The sequence below is a fragment of the Streptomyces sp. NPDC046821 genome (assembly GCF_040645335.1).
Taxonomy (GTDB): domain Bacteria; phylum Actinomycetota; class Actinomycetes; order Streptomycetales; family Streptomycetaceae; genus Streptomyces.
The window spans coordinates 62,556-82,909 of record NZ_JBEYYB010000016.1 but is presented as its reverse complement, the minus strand read 5'-3'; the positions used below and the strand labels follow the sequence as shown (position 1 = coordinate 82,909).

Below are 20,354 nucleotides of genomic sequence, written 5' to 3'. Positions count from 1 at the left end.
TGCACGCGCCCCCTGTGGACAACGCGACGCACCCGCACCCACCGACCTGGCAGCATGGCGGGGTGACAGCAGCAACGCACTCCACCCTCTTCCCGCAGGTTCCGGACACGGCCGACGCGGTGCTCGACGGGCTCGACCCCGAGCAGCGCGCCGTGGCCACCGCCCTGCACGGACCGGTGTGCGTCCTCGCCGGAGCGGGCACGGGCAAGACCCGCGCCATCACCCACCGCATCGCGTACGGAGTCCGCGCCGGAATACTCCAGCCCGCCAGCGTCCTCGCCGTCACGTTCACCAACCGCGCGGCAGGCGAGATGCGCGGCCGCCTCCGCCACCTCGGCGCCGGCGGAGTCCAGGCCCGCACCTTCCACTCGGCGGCCCTGCGCCAGCTCCAGTTCTTCTGGCCCAAGGCGGTCGGCGGCGACCTCCCCCGGCTCGTCGACCGGAAGATCCAGCTTGTCGCCGACGCGGCCGCCGCCTGTCGCATCCGCCTCGACCGTGGCGAGCTGCGCGACGTCACGGCTGAAATCGAGTGGTCCAAAGTCACCCAGACCGTCCCAGGGGACTACGCCGCCGCAGCCGCCAAGACCGGCCGCGACACCCCCAGGGACCCCGCCGAGACCGCCCAGATCTACGCCACCTACGAGACCCTCAAGCGCGACCGGGCCGTCATCGACTTCGAAGACGTCCTCCTGCTGACCGTCGGCATCCTCCAGGACCGCCACGACATCGCCGAGCAGGTCCGCGCCCAGTACCAGCACTTCGTCGTCGACGAGTACCAGGACGTCAGCCCCCTCCAGCAGCGGCTCCTCGAACTCTGGCTCGGCGACCGGGACAACCTCTGCGTTGTCGGCGACGCCAGCCAGACCATCTACTCCTTCACCGGCGCCACCCCCGACCACCTGCTCAACTTCCGTACCCGCCACCCCGGCGCGACCGTCGTCAAGCTCGTCCGCGACTACCGCTCGACCCCCCAGGTCGTCCACCTCGCGAACACCCTCCTCTCCCACGCCCGGGGCCGCGCCGCCGAACACCGCCTCGAACTCGTCTCCCAGCTGGAGCGAGGCCCGGAACCGGCCTACACGGACTACGCCGACGAACCCACGGAAGCCGAAGGCACCGCCCGCCGTATCCGCGCCCTGATCGACGACGGCGTCTCCGCCGGAGAGATCGCCATCCTGTTCCGCACCAACGGCCAGTCCGAGACCTACGAGCAGGCCCTCGCCGACGCCGGCATCCCCTACCAGCTCCGCGGCGCGGAACGCTTCTTCGAGCGCGCCGAAGTACGCAAAGCCGGCCACGCCCTGCGCAGCGCCGCCCGCTTCGGTAACAACGACACGCTTCTCGAAGACGCCGTCGACCTGCCCTCCCAGGTGCGCGCGGTCCTCTCCGGCGAAGGCTGGACGAGCCAGCCCCCCGCCGGTTCCGGAGCCGTCCGCGAACGCTGGGAATCCCTCGCCGCCCTCGTGCGCCTCGCCGAGGACTTCGCCCGCGCCAAGCCTGCCGCCACCCTCGGCGACCTCGTCGCCGAACTCGACGAACGCGCCGCCGCCCAGCACGCGCCCACCGTCGAAGGCGTCACCCTCGCCTCCCTGCACGCCGCCAAGGGCCTCGAATGGGACGCCGTCTTCGTCGTCGGCCTCACCGAGGGCATGATGCCGATCACCTACGCCAAGACCGACGAACAGATCGAGGAGGAACGCCGCCTCCTCTACGTCGGCGTCACCCGGGCCCGCCACCACCTCAGCCTGTCCTGGGCCCTCTCCCGCTCACCCGGCGGCCGCCCCAACAGACGCCCCAGCCGCTTCCTCGACGGCATCCGCCCCGGCAGCACCGGAGCCGCGGCCCGCAGCACGAGCACCGGACAGGGCGGCGTCGAACACGGAACGCCGTCGGCCCCCCGCACCTCCACCGGCCCCGTCCGACGCCGCGCCGACAGAAAGGTCGCCCGCTGCCGTGTCTGCGGACGCACCCTTACCGACGCCGGCGAGATGAAGCTGATGCGATGTGAGGACTGCCCCTCCGACATGGACGAAGGCCTCTACGAGCGCCTCCGCGACTGGCGCGCCGACCAGGCGGAGCAGCTCGGACAGCCCGCCTACTGCGTCTTCACCGACAAGACCCTCGTCGCCATCGCCGAAACCATGCCCGAGGACGCGGCGCAACTCGCCCGGATCCCCGGCGTCGGGATGCGCAAGCTCAACCGGTTCGGCACCGACGTACTGGCCATCTGCGCAGGTGATACCCCAGGTGCGGAGCCTGTGGGAACCGACGACGAGGCCTGACGGAAACTCGTCGGAAAAATAGTTTGCACATGCCCCAGCAAGCCCCATAGGTTCTTAAGCACGGAAACAGCGCCTCTTCTCCGAGGCCCTGGTTCCGTGCTGTACTAAAGCCGTCGGACCGGTATCACCGGTCCCAGAGACGCCGAGAGGAGGCGAATTCCAGTGATCAGCATCAACGCCAGCTTCATCAGCACCGCCAAAATGACCGATCGCTCGGTCGTCGCTTCCTGCCTGCTCGGTTTCTCGAACCTGGGCACCGGTATGTCCGGCATTCCCGCCGCCCGTCCGGAGTCCTTCCTGTCTCTCGCCGACGTCCGCGTCCGCGAGGGCAATGAGCGACCGACCAAGGCACCGGAAGCAGTAGCGACGGCACAGGCCCAGGCCTATGCCCTTGCGGCGGCCGGTGCCGGATCCCGGAAGCAGACGACGACGCACCACCACACGATGTGGGCCTTCCGTGGGCTCGAACCCTGGAGTGATCCAGTCTGATCTTCGATCAGACCGGCGCCTTCAGGGCCGCGGAACCCCACCCGGGATCCGCGGCCCTTCTGTTTTGCCCGTACGGGACAACGGAACGAAGGGGCCTCGGGACAAGAAAAGACCCGGTACCACCGCCACCCGGCCCACCAGGCCGGAACGAACAGACGAGGAAGACAACACCGTGCAACTCGAAGCGCACGCCCCGTCAGTACCGCCTTCCGACACTCTCCCCCCGCCCGGCCTCACGGAGGACTCCACCTTGAACCCCCTGACCGCGCTCACCGCGCTCGACAACGCCATCGAGAACCTCGGCGTACCCGTCCCCTGCCGTGCCTATGACCCCGAGGTCTTCTTCGCGGAGTCGCCGGCGGACGTCGAGTACGCCAAGTCGCTCTGCCGCACCTGCCCGCTGGTCGAGGCCTGCCTCGCCGGCGCCAAGGAGCGCCGTGAGCCTTGGGGCGTCTGGGGTGGCGAGCTGTTCGTCCAGGGCGTCGTCGTCGCCCGGAAGCGGCCGCGTGGCCGCCCGCGCAAGAACCCGGTCGCGGCATGAACGCACGAGGAACGATCGACCGCCCCCTGACGCACGACCCCCAGAAGCAGGCCCCGATGACGCCGTCCACCAGCGAGCCCACCGGCTCCGCCCTCTCAGACTTCACCACCACCGGCGCGCACGAGTCGCGTCAGAACAGGACCCGTGAGATGCAACTCATCCCAGAAGCCCTGGCTCGCGCGCATATGCAACAGCAAGAGCAACTGCGCGCCGCCGAGACCGAACGCCGGGCCATGCGCCTGATGACGGCCCGCCGGATGCAGCGCCGTGCCGAACGCGCCTCGCTGCGCGCCCGCCGCGCGCTCGCCATGGCGGTCATGCAGTGATCACCCCGCGGGGGCCGGTCCACCACGGACCGGCCCCCGCGGTGCGTCCCCGCACCTTCGGGGGCGCGGCGATATCGTCGAGGCGTGACGTCTTCTTCCGACGGGCACTCCACGCAGCGGCCCGACACCGAGCCCGATCCCGACACCGAGCCCGAACCCGGCACCGTCGTGTGCGCCCTCTGCGGCGCCACCGCCCAAGGCCCCCCGCCCACCTGGACCTACTCCGTGGAGAACGGGACCGGCCTGCACTACTGCGAGCGGTGCGCCCGGGAGAACCTGAGAGCCATCGAGGGACGCCTCGACTCGGAGTGGTGGTGACAAGCGGCGCGCCCGCGAGTGCGAAGCGGCCCGCCCGCGTCGGTCACGCCCCCGGCGCGAATCCCGGTACCCAGTCCTCCAGTTCGTCCCTCAGCCGTACCGTCGCGCCGAGCTGGCACAGGACTCCGATGGTGCTGAGCGTCACGCGGTGTATCAGCAGGTAGGACGGCGGCAGGTTGAGCTGCTTGCCGAGTTGGTGGGCGGGGGAGCGCAGGTCGGCGATGCGGGCGGCCTGGCTGCGCATCCAGCCGCGGGTGAAGGTGAACTCGTCCACCACGGCCGGCTCGATGATCGGCAGCAGGTAATCGAGGACCGCGTCGGGTTCGAGTTCGATGTTCTCCTTGACGAAGCCCTCTGTGCGCAGCAGCTCATAGACCGCCTCCGCGTTGCCCGCGAGGGTCATACGCAGTGAGGTGCCGATCGTCTCCGGCAGGCCGCCGGGAAGCCGGTCGACCGTGCCGAAGTCGAGGACGCCCAGCCGCCAGCCCTGCTTCCCGTCGGGCAGCAGGCGGAAATTTCCCGGGTGCGGATCGGCGTGGAGGAGGCCGGTGCGGGCGGGTCCCGAGAACAGGAAACGAGCGAGGAGTTGTCCCGCCCGGTCACGCTGTTCGTCGGTGCCGTCGACGATCACCTCGGACAAGGGCGTTCCGTCGATCCACTCGGTGACGAGGATCTGCTCGCACTGGTGCACCACGTCGGGCACGTGCACATCGGGGTCGTCGGCGAACTCCTCGGCATGGGCGCGCTGGGCCTTGGCCTCGAGTTCGTAGTCGAGCTCTTCGGACACCCGGTCGCGCAGCTCCGTGATGAGCGGCTTGATGTCCATGCCGGGGATCAGCGGGCCGAGGAGGCGGGCGAAGCGGCCGAGTTGGGTCAGGTCGGAGAGCAGGGCCTCACCGGCGCCGGGGTACTGCACTTTGACGGCGACCGTGCGCCCGTCGTGCCAGACGGCCCGGTGGACCTGCCCTATCGACGCGGCCGCCGAGGGCTTGTCCTCGAACTCCTGGAAATGGTCACGCCATTCGTCCCCGAGCCGTTCGGCCAGGACCGTGTGGACGGTCTGGGTGGGCATCGGCGGCGCGGCTTCCTGGAGCTTGGTCAGCGCGGCACGGTACGGGCCGGCGATCTCCTCGGGGAGGGCGGACTCGAAGACGGACATGGCCTGCCCGAATTTCATGGCGCCGCCTTTGAGCTCGCCGAGCACCTTGAACAGCTGGTCCGCCGTGCGCTGTTGCAGCTCCCGCCCGACGATCTCCGCGGATCTGCCGCCGATACGTTTTCCGAGGCCCCAGGTCGCGCGCCCCGCGAAGCCGAGCGGCAGCGCGGCCAGCTTGGCGGTACGGGTGACCGCCTTCCGGGGAAGATCAGACATATGCCCCTCCAAATCCCAGACTGCCGTGCCGCCTGCGGCGGTTACCCGGCCATTGTGTCGTGCTGCTCCTCGCCCTCGGAGGTCTGCTCCCCCTTACCACGCTCGTGTGCCCCGCACGAGCAGTCCGGATGAGGCCACACGGGGCGGGCGTGCCAGTCGAGGCCCGGAGCCGAGGCCTCCCAGCGGGCGCCGCTGCTGGCGGGCAGCTCTCCGTCGAGGAAGGCCAGCGCGTGGGCGGCCGCGAGTCCGGCGACGGCCGTGGAGAGCGCCACGTCACATGCGGGGACGTGCTGTTGGTGTCCGGAACGCCACTGCGCGATCAGCCGCGGCCAGGTGGGATCGCGGTCGGTGCGCCCTCGCGCGAGGCAGCCCGCGCAGGGGGTGCCGCCGGGCAGGACGAGTGGACCGACGACTCCGGTGGCCTCGACCACTCCCGCGTAGAGATGGGGAGTTCCCGAGTCGACGAGTTCTTCGGCCGCGAGCGGGTCGGGTGCGTACGCGGAGAGACCGTCGCGCGGAGCGATGACCGCGAGGGAGAGGGGCGGGCCCTCGAACCGGCCCCGGGAACCGGACGCTGGGCGCGCGCGACGGTCGGGGCGAGGCGGGCGGTCGGGCGCGGCCCTGCGTACGGCTCGGAGCGCGGCGGTGTCCCGGCGCTCGCCGACGGATTCGACGGAGAGTCCGCCCGGGGCGACGTCCCAGGGTTCGACGCAGCCTCCGTCACGTACGTCGACATGGCCGATGCCGGCCGCGGACAGGACGGACGCGATGACCGTGCCGACGCGACCGGTCCCCCTCACCTGGACGCGCATGGTGCGACGGGCCGCCAACTTCCTTGCCCCGGCTGCTGGTTCGGGGGAGAGAACGGTGAGGGCCGACAGGTCGGGGCGGAGGCGGTCGAGGACTCCCGGGCGCTCGCGGAGCGAGTCGAAGGCAGGGCCGCCGCCCGTGGCGTCGTCGATCAGCCCCGCCCTGGTCAGGCGATGGAGCAGAGCGTCGACATGGCCGTCGGGCAGTCCCATCCGTCGGCCTTCCTCGCGCAACAGCGGTACGCCGCGCGTCCCGTCGAGAAGGGTGAGGAAGCTGCCTGTCGCGGTGTCGACCGGACCCAGGATCACGGCGTGTGCCGGAGCCGCCCCGAACTGGACGGTGTTGAGGTCGCGCCAGCCCCGCCGCAGTGCCGGTTTGAGGATCGGATGTGTGGCCGTCGGCGGTGAACTTCCCATGTTTTCCCCCGTGATGTTCGTGCGGTGCCCGTGATGGCGGTGACGCACGGTCCGGAATTCGGTTGGTGCGTCGGTCGATTGCCAGGATGCATCGCGGGGGGAATTGGTGCGAAAAGTTATCCACAGGCGGGGGCGGTAGTCGTATTAATCGTCAGGGAGGCGTGCCGGGCCGCACCGAAGACGCCCGGAGGCGGGACTTCCCCCATGTGCAGCGGGTAACGTCGGGGCGTGCCCGCCGACCCTCTGCACCGTGCCACGAACACGCAGCGCAGCACGACCAGCCCGCCGCCAGGCGGTCCCCGGGCGAGCGCGGTCGAGGTCCGCCGAAGCGCCCGCCGGCGCAGAACGGTCTCCGCGTACCGCGAGGGCGACCGGACCGTGGTGCTCATTCCGGCCCGGATGTCGGAGGCCGAGGAGAAGCGCTGGGTCACCGTCATGCTCGACAAGCTGGCGGCGCAGGAGAGCAAGCGGGTGCTCGGGGACGCGGAGCTCGCCGAGCGCGCGGAGCGCCTTTCCGAGCAGTGTTTCGAGGGTCGCGCCCGCCCCAAGTCGGTGCGCTGGGTGACGAATCAGAACACGCGCTGGGGGTCGTGCACACCGGCCGAGGGCAGCATCCGCCTGTCGCACCGGCTGCAGGGTATGCCGGAGTACGTCGTCGACTACGTCCTGGTGCACGAGCTGGCGCATCTGCTGGTGCCCGGGCACGGGCCGCGGTTCTGGCGCCTGCTTGAGGCGTATCCGCGTACCGAGCGGGCGCGGGGTTATCTGGAGGGTGTCGTCGCGGCCGACCGGCTGCCGCACCTGGCGACCGATCGCGAAGAGTGACCGTTCGCGAAGAGTGACCGTTCGCGAAGTGACCGCGCGCGCGATCGTCCCGCGCGTTCGCTGATCCCGCTTGCGACGTGCCCGTTGTGTACCAGGGCTGTACCGGCTGCCGCCGCTGTCAGTGTTTGCGGATAGCCTGACTCGACGTATTCACCTTCGGGATGGGGGACGGTCGTAACGCATGGCCAGGGAATTCCAACGCGGCCACAAGGCCCGGATCAGTGACCTCACCGCGGGCACGGATCTGTACGTAGGCGTACAGATCGCGGGGCCCGGGCTGACCTTCGACATCAGCTGTTTCGGTCTTGACGCCGACGAGCGGCTCTCGGACGACCGGTATTTCGTCTTCTTCAATCAGCCGAAATCACCCGAGGAGTCGATTCAGCTTCTGGGCGCCCAGGCCGGCGACACCGAGTCCTTCCGCGTCACGCTCGACCGGATCCCGGCGAACATCCAGAAGCTGTCGTTCACGGCCACGATCGACGGCGCCGGCCAGATGTCGCAGATCGCCCCCGGATACGTACGGATCGTCGCGGGCGGCGAAGAGGTCGCCCGCTACTCGTTCAACGGCACGGAGTTCTCGACCGAACGTGCCGTCATGCTGGGCGACTTCTACCTGAAGGACGTCTGGCGGTTCGCGGCCGTCGGGCAGGGGTTCGACGGCGGCCTCGAGGCGCTGCTGAAGAACTTCGGCGGAGAGGTCGCCGAGGAGGAGCCCGCTCCGGAGCCCCAGCAGGCCGCCGGCGCACCGTCGTTCGCGCCGCCCGCGCAGGTCACGGAACCCCCGGCCTTCGGCGCCCCCTCGGCCCCCGCACCCGCGCCGCAGCCCGCCCAGGGTTTCACGCCGCCGCCCGCGCCCGAGCCGGCCCAGCAGTCCGTGCACGCGGCCCCGACGATCATCGCGCCGCTGACCGGACAGCCCCCGGCGGCACCGTCCCCGCAAGCGCCGCCGATCGGCCACATGCCCGGCCAGACCCCGCCCCCGCCCTCCGGCTACGGACAGCCGCCCCACGCACCCACCCCGCCCCCCGGTTACGGCCAGCAGCAGCACACGCCGACCGCGCCCCCCGGTTACGGGCAGCCGCCCCAGGCGCCCGCCCCGCCGCCGGGCTACGGACAGCAGTTCCCGGGCCAGCCGCCCGCCCCGTCGCCGTACGGCGCACCCCAGGGAATGCCTCAGGGCACCCCGCAAGCGGCAGCCGCCCCCGGCGTGGCCGCCGCGCTGCAGCTGTACAAGGAGGCGCCCACCGGACAGCGGTGGACGCTGCAGAACAAGAAGCTGATCCGCGTCGACCTCGGCGCCAACGACCAGCCGGTGCTCGCCCGTCAGGGCAGCATGGTGCTCTACCAGGGCAAGGTCGAGTTCAGCTACAAGGGCGCGGGCTTCGCCGGCCGGATCGTGGGCGCCGCGACCGGCCAGGAGATGCAGCTCATGCGCTGCACCGGACGCGGACAGGTCTTCCTCGCGGACGAGGCCACCTATCTGCACCCCATCGAGCTCCAGGGCGACGCGATCTGCGTCTCCGCGGAGAACGTGCTGGCGTTCGACGAGAGCCTCCAGCACGAGGTGCGCCGGATCGAGGGCCACGGCATCCCCGGCGGCGCCCTGTTCGTCATGCAGTTCCAGGGCACCGGCACCGTCGTCGTCAAGACGCACGGCACGCCCGTCGTGCTCCCCGTGACGCCGACGACGTTCGCGGACTGCCACGCGGTCGTCGCCTGGTCCGCCGCCGCGCAGGCGATCGTCTCCAGCCAGGTGCGTATGCGCTACAACGCCTACCCCGGCCACAGCGGGGAGAGCGTGAACCTCCAGTTCCGGGGTGCGCCCGGGAACTTCATCGTCGTCCAGCCGTTCGAGGTCTGAGGGAGCCCGTCATGAACCAGCCGCTCGCGGGCTATGCCCCGACCCCGGTAGCCGCCCGCATGGAGAACCACGGGTCCAACATGCTGAAGGTCGCCATGCAGACCGGCAACGACCTCCTTGCGCGCGTGGGCTCGATGGTCGCCTACGAAGGCTTCGTCCAGTACGAGCCCAACCCGCCCGCCGTCCGCCAGATCGCCCGCGACTGGATCACCGGCGAGGGCGCGCCCCTGATGAAGGCCTCCGGCGACGGCCTGCTGTACCTCGCCGACTACGGCGCCGACGTCGTCGTCATCAACCTCGGCGGCGACTCCATCTCGGTGAACGGCACGAACCTGCTCGCTTTCGACGCGCACCTCCAGTGGGGCGTCGAGCGCGTCAAGGGACTCGCCAAGTTCGCCGGCCAGGGCCTGTGGAACATCAGGATCTCGGGCCAGGGCTACGTCGCCCTCACATCCCGGGGCACCCCGATCGTCGTCGACTGCGGCAGCGGGGAGGACGAGACATACGTCGACCCGGACGCGCTGATCGCCTGGTCCCCGAACCTCAAGGTGAAGGGGAAGCGCAGCTTCAGGGCCGGCTCGCTCATCGGGCGCGGCAGCGGCGAGGCCTACCAGATGGGCTTCTCCGGCGAGGGCATCGTCGTCGTACAGCCCAGTGAGGACAGCACCGACCGCCTCCGGGCGCGGGGCTGAGGGGGAACGGAACACCATGCAGAGTCCGCTTTTCGCACACGCCGACGTGCAGTCCCAGGAGCGCTACACGCTCCAGAACCCGCAGATGCTGCGGGTCACCCTCGAAGGCCACGACGACATCCTCGCCCGCAAGGGCGCCATGGTCGCCTACCAGGGCCTCGTGGAGTTCGACGGCGAGATCCAGTCGTCCGGCGAGCGGCGCGCCCGCGCGCACACCGGTGAGGGTCTCGACCTGATGCGCTGCCACGGGCAGGGCACCGTCTACCTGGCGAACCTCGCCCAGTACATCCACGTCGTCGAGGTCGAGCAGGACGGCCTGACGGTGGACAGCAGCTACGTCCTGGCGCTCGACTCGTCGCTCAGCTACCAGGTCGTCGCCGTGGACAGCCAGTACGGCATCTCCGGCTCCGGCAAGTACCAGCTCAACATCACCGGGCGCGGCAAGGTCGCCCTGATGACGTCCGGGCAGCCGCTGATGATCCAGGTCACCCCGGACAAGTACGTCAATGTCGACTCGGACGCGATCGTCGCCTGGTCGAACAGCCTGCGTGTGCAGATGCAGGCCCAGACGCACTCCTCCGGAGTGTGGCGGCGCCGTGGGAACACGGGCGAGGGCTGGGAGCTCAGCTTCATGGGCCAGGGCTACGCCCTCGTCCAGCCGAGCGAGCTGCTGCCGCCGCAGAACGCCGAGATCGGCGGGGGCCTCCGCGCCCAGTACGGCATGGGCCAGCAGGGCGCCCGGGGCCAGAACCAGGGCAACGTCTGGAGCTGATCCAGAGCATGTGTAAGGGGCGGCCACCCATGGTGACCGCCCCTTACGCGTGCCGCTTACACATGCCGCGCCTTACACCTGCCCGCTCACAGACGGGCGCGCGTAGCCTCCAGCAGCCGGACGACCGACTCGTCCGCCACGGCCGCGACCTCGTCGTACGGGAACCAGCGCAGGTCCAGGGACTCGTCACTGATCGCGGCGACCGCGTCCGCAGGGGCGAGGGCCGCGTACTGCACGTCGAAGTGCTGGGTGCACGGTCCAGGGATCGCGTGCAGGTCGAGCCGCACCGGGCCGCCCGCAAGCAGCGTCAGGCCCGGAATGCCGGACTCCTCGGTGGCCTCGCGCAGCGCGGCGTCCGTGAGCGTGACGTCGCCCGGCTCGCAGTGGCCGCCCATCTGCAGCCACATCTGGAGCTTCTTGTGCAGCGTGAGCAGCACGCGCCCGCGCGAGGGGTCGATGACGAGCGCGCTCGCCGTGAGATGACCGTCCGTGCAGGACTTCCACATGGCGTCGTCGGGGTGGGCGGCCAAGTGGTCGAGATACGCCTGACGCAGCTCGACCTGCTCGGCGGCCCGGCCCTCGAACCCGCCCTCGTAGCCCTTCAGTACCAGGACGGCGTCGTCGTGCAGCGTCACTTGCCCTCGTCGTTCTCGGAGCCGCCGTTGGAGTCACCCGGGGCGTCGCCAGGCTTGGCATCCGGCTTGGCGTCGCCCTTGGACAGGTCCGGCCCGCCCAGGCCGCCGCCGCTCGCCGCCTCGCCGAGCAGCTTGTCGAGCTCTGAGAAGTCCAGCTGCTCGCGGTGCACGAAGCCGTCCGGGTCGTCCAGGTCCGAGGCCGTCGGCAGCATGTCCGGGTGCGCCCACAGGCCGTCGCGCCCGTCCACACCGCGCGCGTCCGTCAGCGAGGCCCACAGGCGCGAGGCGTCCCGCAGGCGGCGCGGGCGCAGCTCGAGGCCGATCAGCGTCGCGAACGTCTGCTCGGCGGGACCACCGGTCGCCCGGCGGCGGCGCAGCGTCTCGCGCAGCGCGTCGGCCGACGACAGACGCGGCTTCGCGGCCGCGTGGACCACCGCGTCGACCCAGCCCTCGACGAGGGCGAGAGCGGTCTCCAGGCGGGCCAGGGCGGCCTTCTGCTCCGGGGTGTCCTCCGGCTGGAACATGCCCTGCTGGAGCGCTTCCTGGAGCTGCTCCGGGTTCTGCGGGTCGAGCTGGCCGACCGCGTCCTCCAGCTTGGCCGTGTCGACCTTGATGCCGCGCGCGTACCCCTCGACCGCGCCGAACAGGTGCGAGCGCAGCCACGGCACGTGCGAGAAGAGCCGCTGGTGGGCGGCCTCGCGCAGCGCCAGGTAGAGCCGCACCTCCTCCTTGGGGATGCCGAGGTCCTTGCCGAACGACTCGACGTTCACCGGGAGCAGCGCGGCCTTGCCGGCCGGGCCGAGCGGCAGGCCGATGTCCGTGGAACCGACGACCTCGCCCGCGAGCACGCCAACGGCCTGCCCGATCTGCGAGCCGAACATGGCGCCGCCCATGGAGCGCATCATCCCGATGAGCGGGCCGGCCATGGCCTGCATCTCCTCGGGAAGGACGTCACCCATGGCGAGGCCGACGCGCTCGGCGACCGGGTCGACGAGCTCCTTCCACACCGGGAGGGTCGCCTCGACCCACTCGGCACGGCTCCAGGCCACGGCGGACGCGGCGCCCGACGGCAGCGACGTCACGTCGTCGAGCCACAGGTCGGCCAGGCGCACGGCCTCCTCGACCTGCGAGCGCTCGGAGGGACCGACGCTGGCGTCCTTGACACCGTCGGCGGTGCCCTGGGACACCGTCTGACGGGCGATGTCCTTGGCCATGTCCCAGTTCACCGGCCCGCCCTCGTACGAGAGCATCTGGCCGAGCTGCTGGAACGCGGCGCCCAGGTCGTTGGGGTTCAGGGAGCCGAACATCGCGGCGAACGGGTTGTCCCCGCCGCCCGCGCCGGGCAGACCTCCGAAACCGAAGGGGTTGGCAGGTCCCTGACCGCCACCGCCCTGCTGATCCTTCTTCTTGCCCTCGTCGCCGTCGTCCGGCTCCTCCGGCGGAAGGCCGAATCCGAATGGGGTGTCACTCACGGGATTCCTCGGCTGGTAAGGCCACCGGTTCTGTCCCGGCGGCGATTGCCCGACTACACACCCAGCGTAGACACCGCGACGCGATCGGGCCTCGGTGCTCCGCCCACTCAGGGCCTGCGGCAGGATGGATGCCTCCTGGTACGCACGCGTCGTACACGTACGTACTGAAGACAACCACTGGAGACGCCCGGTGAGTTCCCCAGATCCACAGGTTCGCGGAGCGCGAAACCCTTCTAGTCGTTCCGGAGCCCGCGGCCCCGTGGTCGCGGTCACCGGTGCCGCCGGCGGAGTCGGCGCGCTGCTGACCGAGCGCCTCGCCGCGTCCGACGAGATCAAGCAGGTCGTGGCCATCGACGAGCGCCGGGGCGAGTGCGCCTCCGCGACCTGGCACATCCTCGACGTGCGCGACCCGGCGATCGCCGAGAAGCTGCGCGGCGCCGACGTCGTGGTGCACCTCGCGCTCGACCTCGATCTGGAGACGGACTCGGCCGCGCGGACGGCATACAACGTGCGCGGCACCCAGACGGTGCTCACCGCCGCGGCCGCCGCCGGTGTCCACCGCGTCGTCCTGTGCACCTCGGCGATGGTCTACGGAGCGCTCGAGGACAACGAACTGCCCCTCTCCGAAGACGCCGAACTGCGCGCGACCGCTGAGGCGACCGGCGTCGGCGACCTCCTGGAGGTCGAGCGGCTCGCCCGGCGCGCCCCCCGCGCCCACCCCGGCCTCAACGTGACCGTCGTCCGGCCCGCCGTCCTCGTAGGCGGCGGCACCGACACCGCCCTCACCCGGTACTTCGAGTCGCCCCGGCTGCTCGTCGTGGCGGGCTCCCGCCCCGCCTGGCAGTTCTGCCACGTCGAGGACCTGTGCAGCGCCTTGGAGTACGCCGTCCTGGAGAAGGTCGAGGGCGAGCTCGCCGTCGGCTGCGAGGGCTGGCTGGAGCAGGAGGAGGTCGAGGAGCTCAGCGGGATCCGGCGCATGGAGCTGCCCTCCGCGGTCGCCCTCGGCGCCGCCGCCCGGCTGCACCGGATCGGGCTCACCCCGTCCCCGGCCGGCGACCTCGCGTACACGATGTACCCCTGGGTGGTCAGCGTGAGCCGGCTGCACGACGCGGGGTGGCGCCCGCAGTGGACGAACGAGGAGGTGCTCGCCGAACTCCTCGACGAGGTCTCCGGGCGGCACACCGTGGCGGGCCGCCGCCTCGGCCGCAAGGACGCGACCGCCGCCGGTGCGGCCGGCGCCACCGTCGCCCTGCTCGGCGCGGCAGCCGTCGTACGCAGAGCCCGCAAGGCCAGGCGCCGGTTCTGACCGACCGTCCCGCCGGCCGGGGGCCCTCCCTGTAGGAGGCTCCAAGCCGCTACGCGCGCGTGCCGGTGGATAGCTCTATTCCGCGTCGGCGGCCGCGTACGGCACGATGGGTTCATGGCAAGCACCACGAACGACCACCCCGGAGAGCAGGCGGCGCCGGATCCCATCCGCCTCCTGGAGATCCGCGACACGCCCCTGTCCCTGGACGAGGTCTTCAAGGCAGTGGGGGACGACGCGGCGGGCGGCACCGCGCTGTTCGTGGGGACCGTGCGCAATCACGACAGCGGCGCGGATGTCGACATGCTCGGCTACTCGTGCCACCCGACGGCCGAGGCCGAGATGCGGCGGGTCGCCGAGAAGGTCGTCGCGCAGTACCCGGTGCGCGCTCTCGCGGCCGTCCACCGGGTGGGCGATCTGGCGGTCGGCGATCTCGCGGTCGTCGTCGCCGTGTCCTGCCCGCACCGGGGCGAGGCCTTCGAGGCCTGCCGCAAGCTGATCGACGACCTCAAGCACGAAGTGCCGATCTGGAAGCACCAGAAGTTCTCGGACGGCACCGAGGAGTGGGTCGGCGCCTGCTGACGGCGGCCCGGGAAATCGCGTTCCGTCGGCTTCGAAAACCGACCCGGCAAGCCCTGCCGACAGCCCCGAAATCCGGCCCAGGACAAGGCCGTCGCCCACACGGACCGGCTCCGGTTGCGTAACCGCACCCCTGAGGCGAGCGTTGACGCAGCGGATGGTTAATCTGCTGATCAGTCAGTTGCGGTGGCTCACGGTCGGAGGTCGGCATGGCAGCGCTCATGTGGCTGCTCATTCCTCTTGTCGCAGCGGTCGGGGCCGGTCTGTGGGGCAGCTGGGCCGCACGGAACCGCAGGACCGGTGACGCGACGGAACTCAACGGGTACGCCCGCTTCCGCGAGGCCATGGAGAAGTCGTACACCGTCGCGGAAACGGGAACGGAACTGGTGACGGCACCGGAAACGGAAGCGGGCCAGGCGGAAGCACCCGCCTCCGTAGAGGCTCGGACGGATGCCCCGGCGGTGCACTGACAGACTGGTCCCGTACTGTCGTTCCATGCCACGCCGCACCGCGACGATGCTCGCCTCGACCCTGATGCTGATCGCGCTGATCTGCGCGGGAATGCTGATCAAAGTTCCGTACGCGGAGATGAGCCCGGGACCGACGGTCAACACCCTCGGAGACCACGACGGCGAGCCGGTGCTGCAGATCTCCGGCCACAAGACGTACCCGACGACCGGCAACCTCAACATGACGACGGTCCGGGTCACCAGCGCCGACTACAACATGAACCTCGTCTCGGCGGTCTACGGCTGGCTCGCGCACGACAGCATCGTCGTGCCGCACGCCACGCTCTACCCCGACGGCAAGACCGAGCAGCAGTCCACGCAGGAGAACGCCGAGGAGTTCAGCCAGTCCCAGGAGAGCGCCAAGGTCGCCGCCCTGCGTGAGCTGAAGATCCCGGTGAAGTCCTGGGTGATCGTCCAGTCGGTCATCAAGGGCAGCCCCTCCGAGGGCCGGCTGCACGCCGGTGACGTCATCAAGGCCGTCGACGGTTCCCCCGTCCAGAAGCCCGCCGACGTCGCGAAGCTCGTCACCCAGCACAAGCCGGGCCAGGCCGTCGTGTTCACGATCGTGCCCGTCAAGGAGGCCGCCGCCGCCGAGAAGGCGGGCAAGGAGGCCACCCGCACGCAGAAGGTGACGGTCACGACGGAGAAGGCGAAGGACGGCCGCGCGATCGTGGGCATCCAGGCCGGCACCGACCACACGTTCCCGTTCGCTATCGACATCAAGCTCGCCGACGTCGGCGGGCCCAGCGCCGGACTGATGTTCTCGCTCGGCATCGTCGACAAGCTGACGCCCGGTTCCCTCACCGGCGGCAAGTTCGTGGCCGGTACGGGCACCATCGACGACGACGGCAAGGTCGGCCCCATCGGCGGCATCCAGATGAAGACGGTCGGCGCCCGCGACAAGGGCGCGCGCTACTTCCTGACCCCGAAGGACAACTGCGCCGACGCGGCCAAGGACGTCCCGAAGGGCCTCACCCTCGTCAAGGTCAACACCATCGACGACGCGATGACCGCCCTCAAGGACATCCGCACGGGCGACACGGCCGACCTGGCGAGCTGCACGGCCAAGGGCTGACAGGGCTGAGACATGAGAGGGGCGCCGCGGACTATCCGCGGCGCCCCTCTCCTATGTGCCCTGGCCGAACTCTCGTACAGCCCTGGTGGAAAGGGTGCCGTCCTAGTCCTCGAACGTCGCCGCGAGGGCCTCGGCCAGGCCGGGGACCAGGTCCGAGCCCGTCAGGACCTCGGTCGCGGAGTCCTTCTCGCGCAGCCGCACCGCCGACTCCCGCGCGCCGTCACGCAGCACGGCGACCGTCATGCGGACTTCCTGACGGTCCGGGTGCTTGGCGACCCACTTGGCGAGCTGCTTCTGACTCAGGCCCTCCGGAACGGACGCCTCCGCGGACGGCGGCAGCATCAGCCGCTCCACGGTCAGGGCGCAGCCGACGACCGCGTCGGGCCACGCGATGGTGCCGAGGAACTCGTCGAGCGCCTTGTCGGCGGGCACCTCGTCCTGCTCGATCGGGGTGAAGGCCGCTGCGGCCTCCTGCTCGCCGTCGAGGCCGAGCTGGGCCGCGAGGCCGGGTTCCTGGGCCCGGAGACGGGCGGTGTCGACGAGGGCGAAGAGGCGGGCGGGCTGGTCCCAGCCGAGGCCGGAGGTGTACTCGTCGATCTCGAGTACGGCCCGGGTGAGCGGGCTGGCTGCCATGGGAGTGTTGGACATGGTCACAATCCTGCCTCGTTCCTCCCCGGATCCGGGAACTGAGTAAAGCGTGAGTAAGTTGCATAGGTGATGGGTCCGCGATCACGGGGGCCTGACCGATCGATTTCGAACTTCGAGGTGCGCACCTTGGCTTTCCAGATGCCGGACCGCGGCGGAGGCCCGACGGGACCGCGGATAAGAGTGGGCCGACCGTCACGGCGGGCCAGGTCATTGCTCATGACGCTGGGTGTCCTTGCCGCACTGGGCATGGCGTTCGTCATGTTCGCGGGTTTCTGGACCGACTGGCTCTGGTACCGATCGGTCGACTACTCGTCCGTGTTCACGACGACGTTGTGGACCAAGATCGGACTGTTCTTCGTCTTCGGCCTGCTGATGGCGGCCGGCGTCGGTGTGAACGTGTGGCTCGCGCACCGGCTGCGACCGCCGCTGAGCGCCATGTCGCTGGAGCAACAGAGCCTCGACCGGTACCGCATGAGCATCGCGCCCTACAAGAAGTGGCTGCTGATCGGCGTGATGGCGCTGGTCGGCCTCATCGCGGGCGCGTCCGCGGCCACCCAGTGGCGCACCTGGCTGATGTGGGTGAACGGCGTGCCGTTCCACCAGAAGGACCCGCAGTTCCATCTCGACGTGTCCTTCTACGCGTTCGACCTGCCGTGGTTCCGTTTCCTGCTCGGCTTCGGCTTCGCGGCGACCGTCCTCGCCCTGATCGCGGCCGCGTTGACGCACTACCTGTACGGCGGGCTGCGCATCACGAGCCCGGGCACGCGCGCGAGCGCCGCGGCCACCGGCCATCTCTCCGTACTGCTCGGTGTGTTCGTGACGCTGAAGGCGGTCGCGTACTGGCTCGACCGGTACGGGCTCGCGGTGAAGTCGAGCGGCTTCAAGGCGACGAACAACTGGACGGGCCTGCGGTACGTCGACGCGAACGCGTATCTGCCCGCCAAGACCATCCTGTTCTGCATCGCCGCGATCTGCGCCGTCCTGTTCTTCGCGACGCTGTGGCGGCGCACCTGGCAGCTGCCCGTCATCGGCTTCGGCCTGATGGTGCTGTCCGCGATCCTGATCGGCGGCCTGTACCCGGCCATCGTCCAGAAGTTCCAGGTCCAGCCGAACGAGCAGTCCAAGGAAGCCCCGTACATCGAGAAGAACATCGAGGCCACGCGCATCGCGTACGGCATCGACGGGGTGACTCCGGACGACTACACCGGCAAGGGCACGGTCAAGGACGCCGAGAAGCAGCGCACGGACGCCGACTCGGCGGCCAGCTACCGGATCAACGACCCGAACGTGGTCTCGCCGACGTTCCAGCAGCTGGAACAGGAGCGGAAGTACTACCAGTTCCCCACGACCCTCGACGTCGACCGGTACAACGGGCAGGACACCGTCATCGGCCTGCGCGAGCTCGACCTCTCGGGCGTGGAGAAGCGGAACTGGATCAACGACCACTTCACCTACACCCACGGCTTCGGCACCATCTCGGCCAAGGGCACGCAGACCGACCCGGACTCCCCGGGCGCCCCTCTGTTCACCGAGTCGGGCCTGCCGGCCGGCGGCTCCCTGGGCAACTACCAGCAGCGGATCTACTACGGCGAGAAGACGCGCCAGTACTCGATCGTCGGCGGTCCCCAGAAGGAGCTCGACTACGAGCAGGACGACGGCACGCAGAAGACCACGAGCTACGACGGCAAGGGCGGCGTCAGCCTCTCCAACCCGATCGACCGGGCCGCGTACGCGGTGGCGTTCAGCGAGCCGCAGATCCTCTACTCCGGAGCCATCGGCAACGGATCGAAGATCCTCTACAACCGCACGCCCAAGGAGCGCGTCGAAGCGGTCGCCCCGTGGCTGACCATCGACGGCGACGCCTACCCGGCGGTCGTGAACGGCCGCATCCAGTGGATCGTCGACGCTTATACGACGTCGAACGGATACCCGTACGCGTCCCGTACGACGCTCGGTGACACGACGGCCGACTCCCTCAACGAGGGGGACAACCAGCGCGCGGTGGTGGCCCAGCAGAACCAGGTCAACTACATCCGCAACTCGGTGAAGGCCACGGTCGACGCCTACGACGGCACGGTCAAGCTGTACACGTGGGACGACAAGGACCCGGTCCTCAAGACCTGGAAGAAGGCGTTCCCCGGCACGGTCGAGCCCAAGAGCGCGATCCCGCAGCAGCTCAGGGAGCATCTGCGGTACCCGCAGGACATGTTCAAGGTCCAGCGTGAGCTGCTGTCGCTGTACCACGTCACCGACTCCGACCAGTTCTACAACGCGTCGGACGCGTGGCAGGTCCCGAACGACCCGACGAAGAAGGACAACAGCGCGGTCCCGCCGTACTACCTGTCCATGAAGATGCCGGGCCAGACGGACCAGCAGTTCTCGCTGACGACGACGTTCACCCCGAGCGGGCGCCCCAACCTGCGCGCGTTCATGGCGGTCGACGCCGACGCCACCAGCAAGGACTACGGAAAGATAAGACTGCTGCGGGTCACCGAGGACAAGGTGTACGGCCCGGAGCAGGTGCAGAACAAGCTCAACTCCGTGACGCCCGTGGCGAACTTCGTCCGCGACATGAAGGGCGCCGACTCGACGGTCCTGTACGGCAATCTGCTGACGGTCCCGCTCGACAACGGCTTCCTGTACGTCGAGCCGATCTACGCCCAGGGCCGCAACGCGGAGTACCCGCTGCTGCGCAAGGTCGCCGTCTCCTACGGTGACCGAACGGGCTTCGCCGACAATCTCGGGGACGCGCTGACCCAGGCGTTCGGGGTGGACGGCTCGCAGCCGGCCACACCGACGAAGCCCGGCGGCGACACCACGAAGCCCCCGGCGAACTCGACGGTCAAGGAAGCCCTCGCGGACGCGGAGTCGGCCTTCGAGGAGGGCCAGGCCGCCATGAAGAAGGGCGACCTGCACGCCTACGCCGACGCCCAGGACAAGCTGGAGGCGGCCCTCAAGCGCGCCGAGAAGGCGCAGTCCGCGGCCGACAAGGCGGCGGGCGACGGCAAGGGCGCGGCCAAGCCGGACGCCAAGGCCGGCGACAAGAGCGCTGCTCAGAGCACCGGTAAGGACGCGACCAAGGACACGAGCAAGAACGGCAGCGGTTCGAGCAGCTGAGCGAGCACCCCCTCGCGCCGTGGTACGGTTTTCTCACAACGGCGCGGGGTGGAGCAGCTCGGTAGCTCGCTGGGCTCATAACCCAGAGGTCGCAGGTTCAAATCCTGTCCCCGCTACTGAAGGCGAAGGCCCGGATCCTATGAGGATCCGGGCCTTTGTCGTGCGCGCCCGAAGCGTGTGTACGTACGAAGCGTGCCTCTCCCGTGGGTAGTTGAGGTTTCTGTGTTTCACTTGTCTCCCTGTGGGCAAGTCGACAAAACGCTGTAGTGACCTCAATGGCTGCGGTATACCCGGTGTACCCAGGTTGCA

Annotated in this window: 19 protein-coding genes and 1 tRNA gene; 15 read left to right on the top strand and 5 right to left on the bottom strand. The window is 70.0% G+C overall.

The features are described from left to right. Nucleotides 1-62: 62 nt before the first annotated feature. The 5 genes from ABZ893_RS30135 (at nucleotide 63) to ABZ893_RS30115 (ending at nucleotide 3,956) form a co-directional block, all read left to right on the top strand. Nucleotides 63-2,282: an ATP-dependent DNA helicase UvrD2 gene (locus ABZ893_RS30135; RefSeq protein ID WP_361409932.1), complete on the top strand. Its 2,220-nt coding sequence runs from the start codon at nucleotides 63-65 to the stop codon at nucleotides 2,280-2,282. Between the two features lie 162 nt (nucleotides 2,283-2,444). Beyond that, nucleotides 2,445-2,771: a hypothetical protein gene (locus ABZ893_RS30130; RefSeq protein WP_361409929.1), complete on the top strand. Its 327-nt coding sequence runs from the start codon at nucleotides 2,445-2,447 to the stop codon at nucleotides 2,769-2,771. Between the two features lie 172 nt (nucleotides 2,772-2,943). Further along, nucleotides 2,944-3,312 (top strand): WhiB family transcriptional regulator, encoded by a 369-nt coding sequence (locus tag ABZ893_RS30125; RefSeq protein ID WP_127832347.1) that lies wholly within the window; start codon nucleotides 2,944-2,946, stop codon nucleotides 3,310-3,312. Further along, nucleotides 3,309-3,638 (top strand): hypothetical protein, encoded by a 330-nt coding sequence (locus ABZ893_RS30120; RefSeq protein ID WP_361409927.1) that lies wholly within the window; start codon nucleotides 3,309-3,311, stop codon nucleotides 3,636-3,638. The genes ABZ893_RS30125 and ABZ893_RS30120 overlap by 4 nt, the downstream gene beginning before the upstream one ends. Before the next feature lie 84 nt (nucleotides 3,639-3,722). Further along, on the top strand, nucleotides 3,723-3,956 hold the full coding sequence (locus ABZ893_RS30115; protein ID WP_361409924.1) for a hypothetical protein: 234 nt from the start codon (nucleotides 3,723-3,725) through the stop codon (nucleotides 3,954-3,956). A gap of 43 nt (nucleotides 3,957-3,999) precedes the next feature. Here the strand turns inward: ABZ893_RS30115 and ABZ893_RS30110 are convergent, their stop codons facing one another. Continuing rightward, nucleotides 4,000-5,328, bottom strand: a complete 1,329-nt coding sequence (locus ABZ893_RS30110) for an AarF/ABC1/UbiB kinase family protein (protein ID WP_361409921.1) — start codon at nucleotides 5,326-5,328, stop codon at nucleotides 4,000-4,002. Nucleotides 5,329-5,369: 41 nt separating this feature from the next. Further along, on the bottom strand, nucleotides 5,370-6,554 hold the full coding sequence (locus ABZ893_RS30105) for a TOMM precursor leader peptide-binding protein (protein WP_361409918.1): 1,185 nt from the start codon (nucleotides 6,552-6,554) through the stop codon (nucleotides 5,370-5,372). A 228-nt stretch (nucleotides 6,555-6,782) separates the two neighbouring features. Between ABZ893_RS30105 and ABZ893_RS30100 the strand changes: the two genes are divergently transcribed. The 4 genes from ABZ893_RS30100 to ABZ893_RS30085 all read left to right on the top strand — a co-directional run bounded on the left by ABZ893_RS30100 (nucleotide 6,783) and on the right by ABZ893_RS30085 (nucleotide 10,707). Then, entirely contained in the window at nucleotides 6,783-7,379 is a 597-nt protein-coding gene (locus ABZ893_RS30100; protein ID WP_361409915.1) for a M48 family metallopeptidase, read from the top strand. Between the two features lie 181 nt (nucleotides 7,380-7,560). Then, nucleotides 7,561-9,243: a TerD family protein gene (locus ABZ893_RS30095; RefSeq protein WP_361409912.1), complete on the top strand. Its 1,683-nt coding sequence runs from the start codon at nucleotides 7,561-7,563 to the stop codon at nucleotides 9,241-9,243. 11 nt (nucleotides 9,244-9,254) lie between these two features. Next, nucleotides 9,255-9,935: an AIM24 family protein gene (locus ABZ893_RS30090; protein ID WP_361409909.1), complete on the top strand. Its 681-nt coding sequence runs from the start codon at nucleotides 9,255-9,257 to the stop codon at nucleotides 9,933-9,935. 16 nt (nucleotides 9,936-9,951) lie between these two features. Continuing rightward, entirely contained in the window at nucleotides 9,952-10,707 is a 756-nt protein-coding gene (locus ABZ893_RS30085) for an AIM24 family protein (protein ID WP_361409906.1), read from the top strand. Between the two features lie 86 nt (nucleotides 10,708-10,793). On the opposite strand, the gene ABZ893_RS30080 is transcribed toward ABZ893_RS30085, so the two are convergent. Both ABZ893_RS30080 and ABZ893_RS30075 read right to left on the bottom strand, forming a co-directional pair. Further along, on the bottom strand, nucleotides 10,794-11,342 hold the full coding sequence (locus ABZ893_RS30080; protein ID WP_361409903.1) for an NUDIX hydrolase: 549 nt from the start codon (nucleotides 11,340-11,342) through the stop codon (nucleotides 10,794-10,796). Further along, the gene (locus tag ABZ893_RS30075) at nucleotides 11,339-12,814 is read right to left on the bottom strand and encodes a zinc-dependent metalloprotease (RefSeq protein ID WP_361409901.1); all 1,476 of its coding nucleotides are present in this window, start codon (nucleotides 12,812-12,814) and stop codon (nucleotides 11,339-11,341) included. Before ABZ893_RS30075 ends, ABZ893_RS30080 begins: the two co-directional genes overlap by 4 nt. A 190-nt stretch (nucleotides 12,815-13,004) precedes the next feature. On the opposite strand from ABZ893_RS30075, the gene ABZ893_RS30070 reads away from it, so the two are divergent. The 4 genes from ABZ893_RS30070 (at nucleotide 13,005) to ABZ893_RS30055 (ending at nucleotide 16,280) form a co-directional block, all read left to right on the top strand. Then, nucleotides 13,005-14,120 (top strand): SDR family oxidoreductase, encoded by a 1,116-nt coding sequence (locus tag ABZ893_RS30070; protein ID WP_361409898.1) that lies wholly within the window; start codon nucleotides 13,005-13,007, stop codon nucleotides 14,118-14,120. Between the two features lie 114 nt (nucleotides 14,121-14,234). Beyond that, complete coding sequence (locus tag ABZ893_RS30065) at nucleotides 14,235-14,699, top strand: molybdenum cofactor biosynthesis protein MoaE (RefSeq protein ID WP_361409895.1); 465 nt, start codon at nucleotides 14,235-14,237, stop codon at nucleotides 14,697-14,699. A gap of 206 nt (nucleotides 14,700-14,905) precedes the next feature. Beyond that, a complete protein-coding gene (locus ABZ893_RS30060; protein ID WP_361409892.1) occupies nucleotides 14,906-15,166 on the top strand; it encodes a hypothetical protein in 261 nt (86 codons plus the stop codon). 25 nt (nucleotides 15,167-15,191) lie between these two features. After that, the gene (locus tag ABZ893_RS30055; protein ID WP_361409889.1) at nucleotides 15,192-16,280 is read left to right on the top strand and encodes a PDZ domain-containing protein; all 1,089 of its coding nucleotides are present in this window, start codon (nucleotides 15,192-15,194) and stop codon (nucleotides 16,278-16,280) included. A gap of 102 nt (nucleotides 16,281-16,382) precedes the next feature. On the opposite strand, the gene ABZ893_RS30050 is transcribed toward ABZ893_RS30055, so the two are convergent. Continuing rightward, nucleotides 16,383-16,928 carry a PPA1309 family protein gene (locus ABZ893_RS30050; protein WP_361409886.1) on the bottom strand — a complete coding sequence of 182 codons (546 nt, stop codon included), beginning with the start codon at nucleotides 16,926-16,928 and terminating at the stop codon, nucleotides 16,383-16,385. Between the two features lie 138 nt (nucleotides 16,929-17,066). Here ABZ893_RS30050 and ABZ893_RS30045 point away from each other — a divergent pair, with 138 nt between their 5' ends. Next, complete coding sequence (locus tag ABZ893_RS30045) at nucleotides 17,067-20,045, top strand: UPF0182 family protein (protein ID WP_361410210.1); 2,979 nt, start codon at nucleotides 17,067-17,069, stop codon at nucleotides 20,043-20,045. A 42-nt stretch (nucleotides 20,046-20,087) separates the two neighbouring features. Then, nucleotides 20,088-20,161 (top strand) — tRNA-Met (locus tag ABZ893_RS30040). The last annotated feature ends 193 nt before the right edge of the window (nucleotides 20,162-20,354 follow it).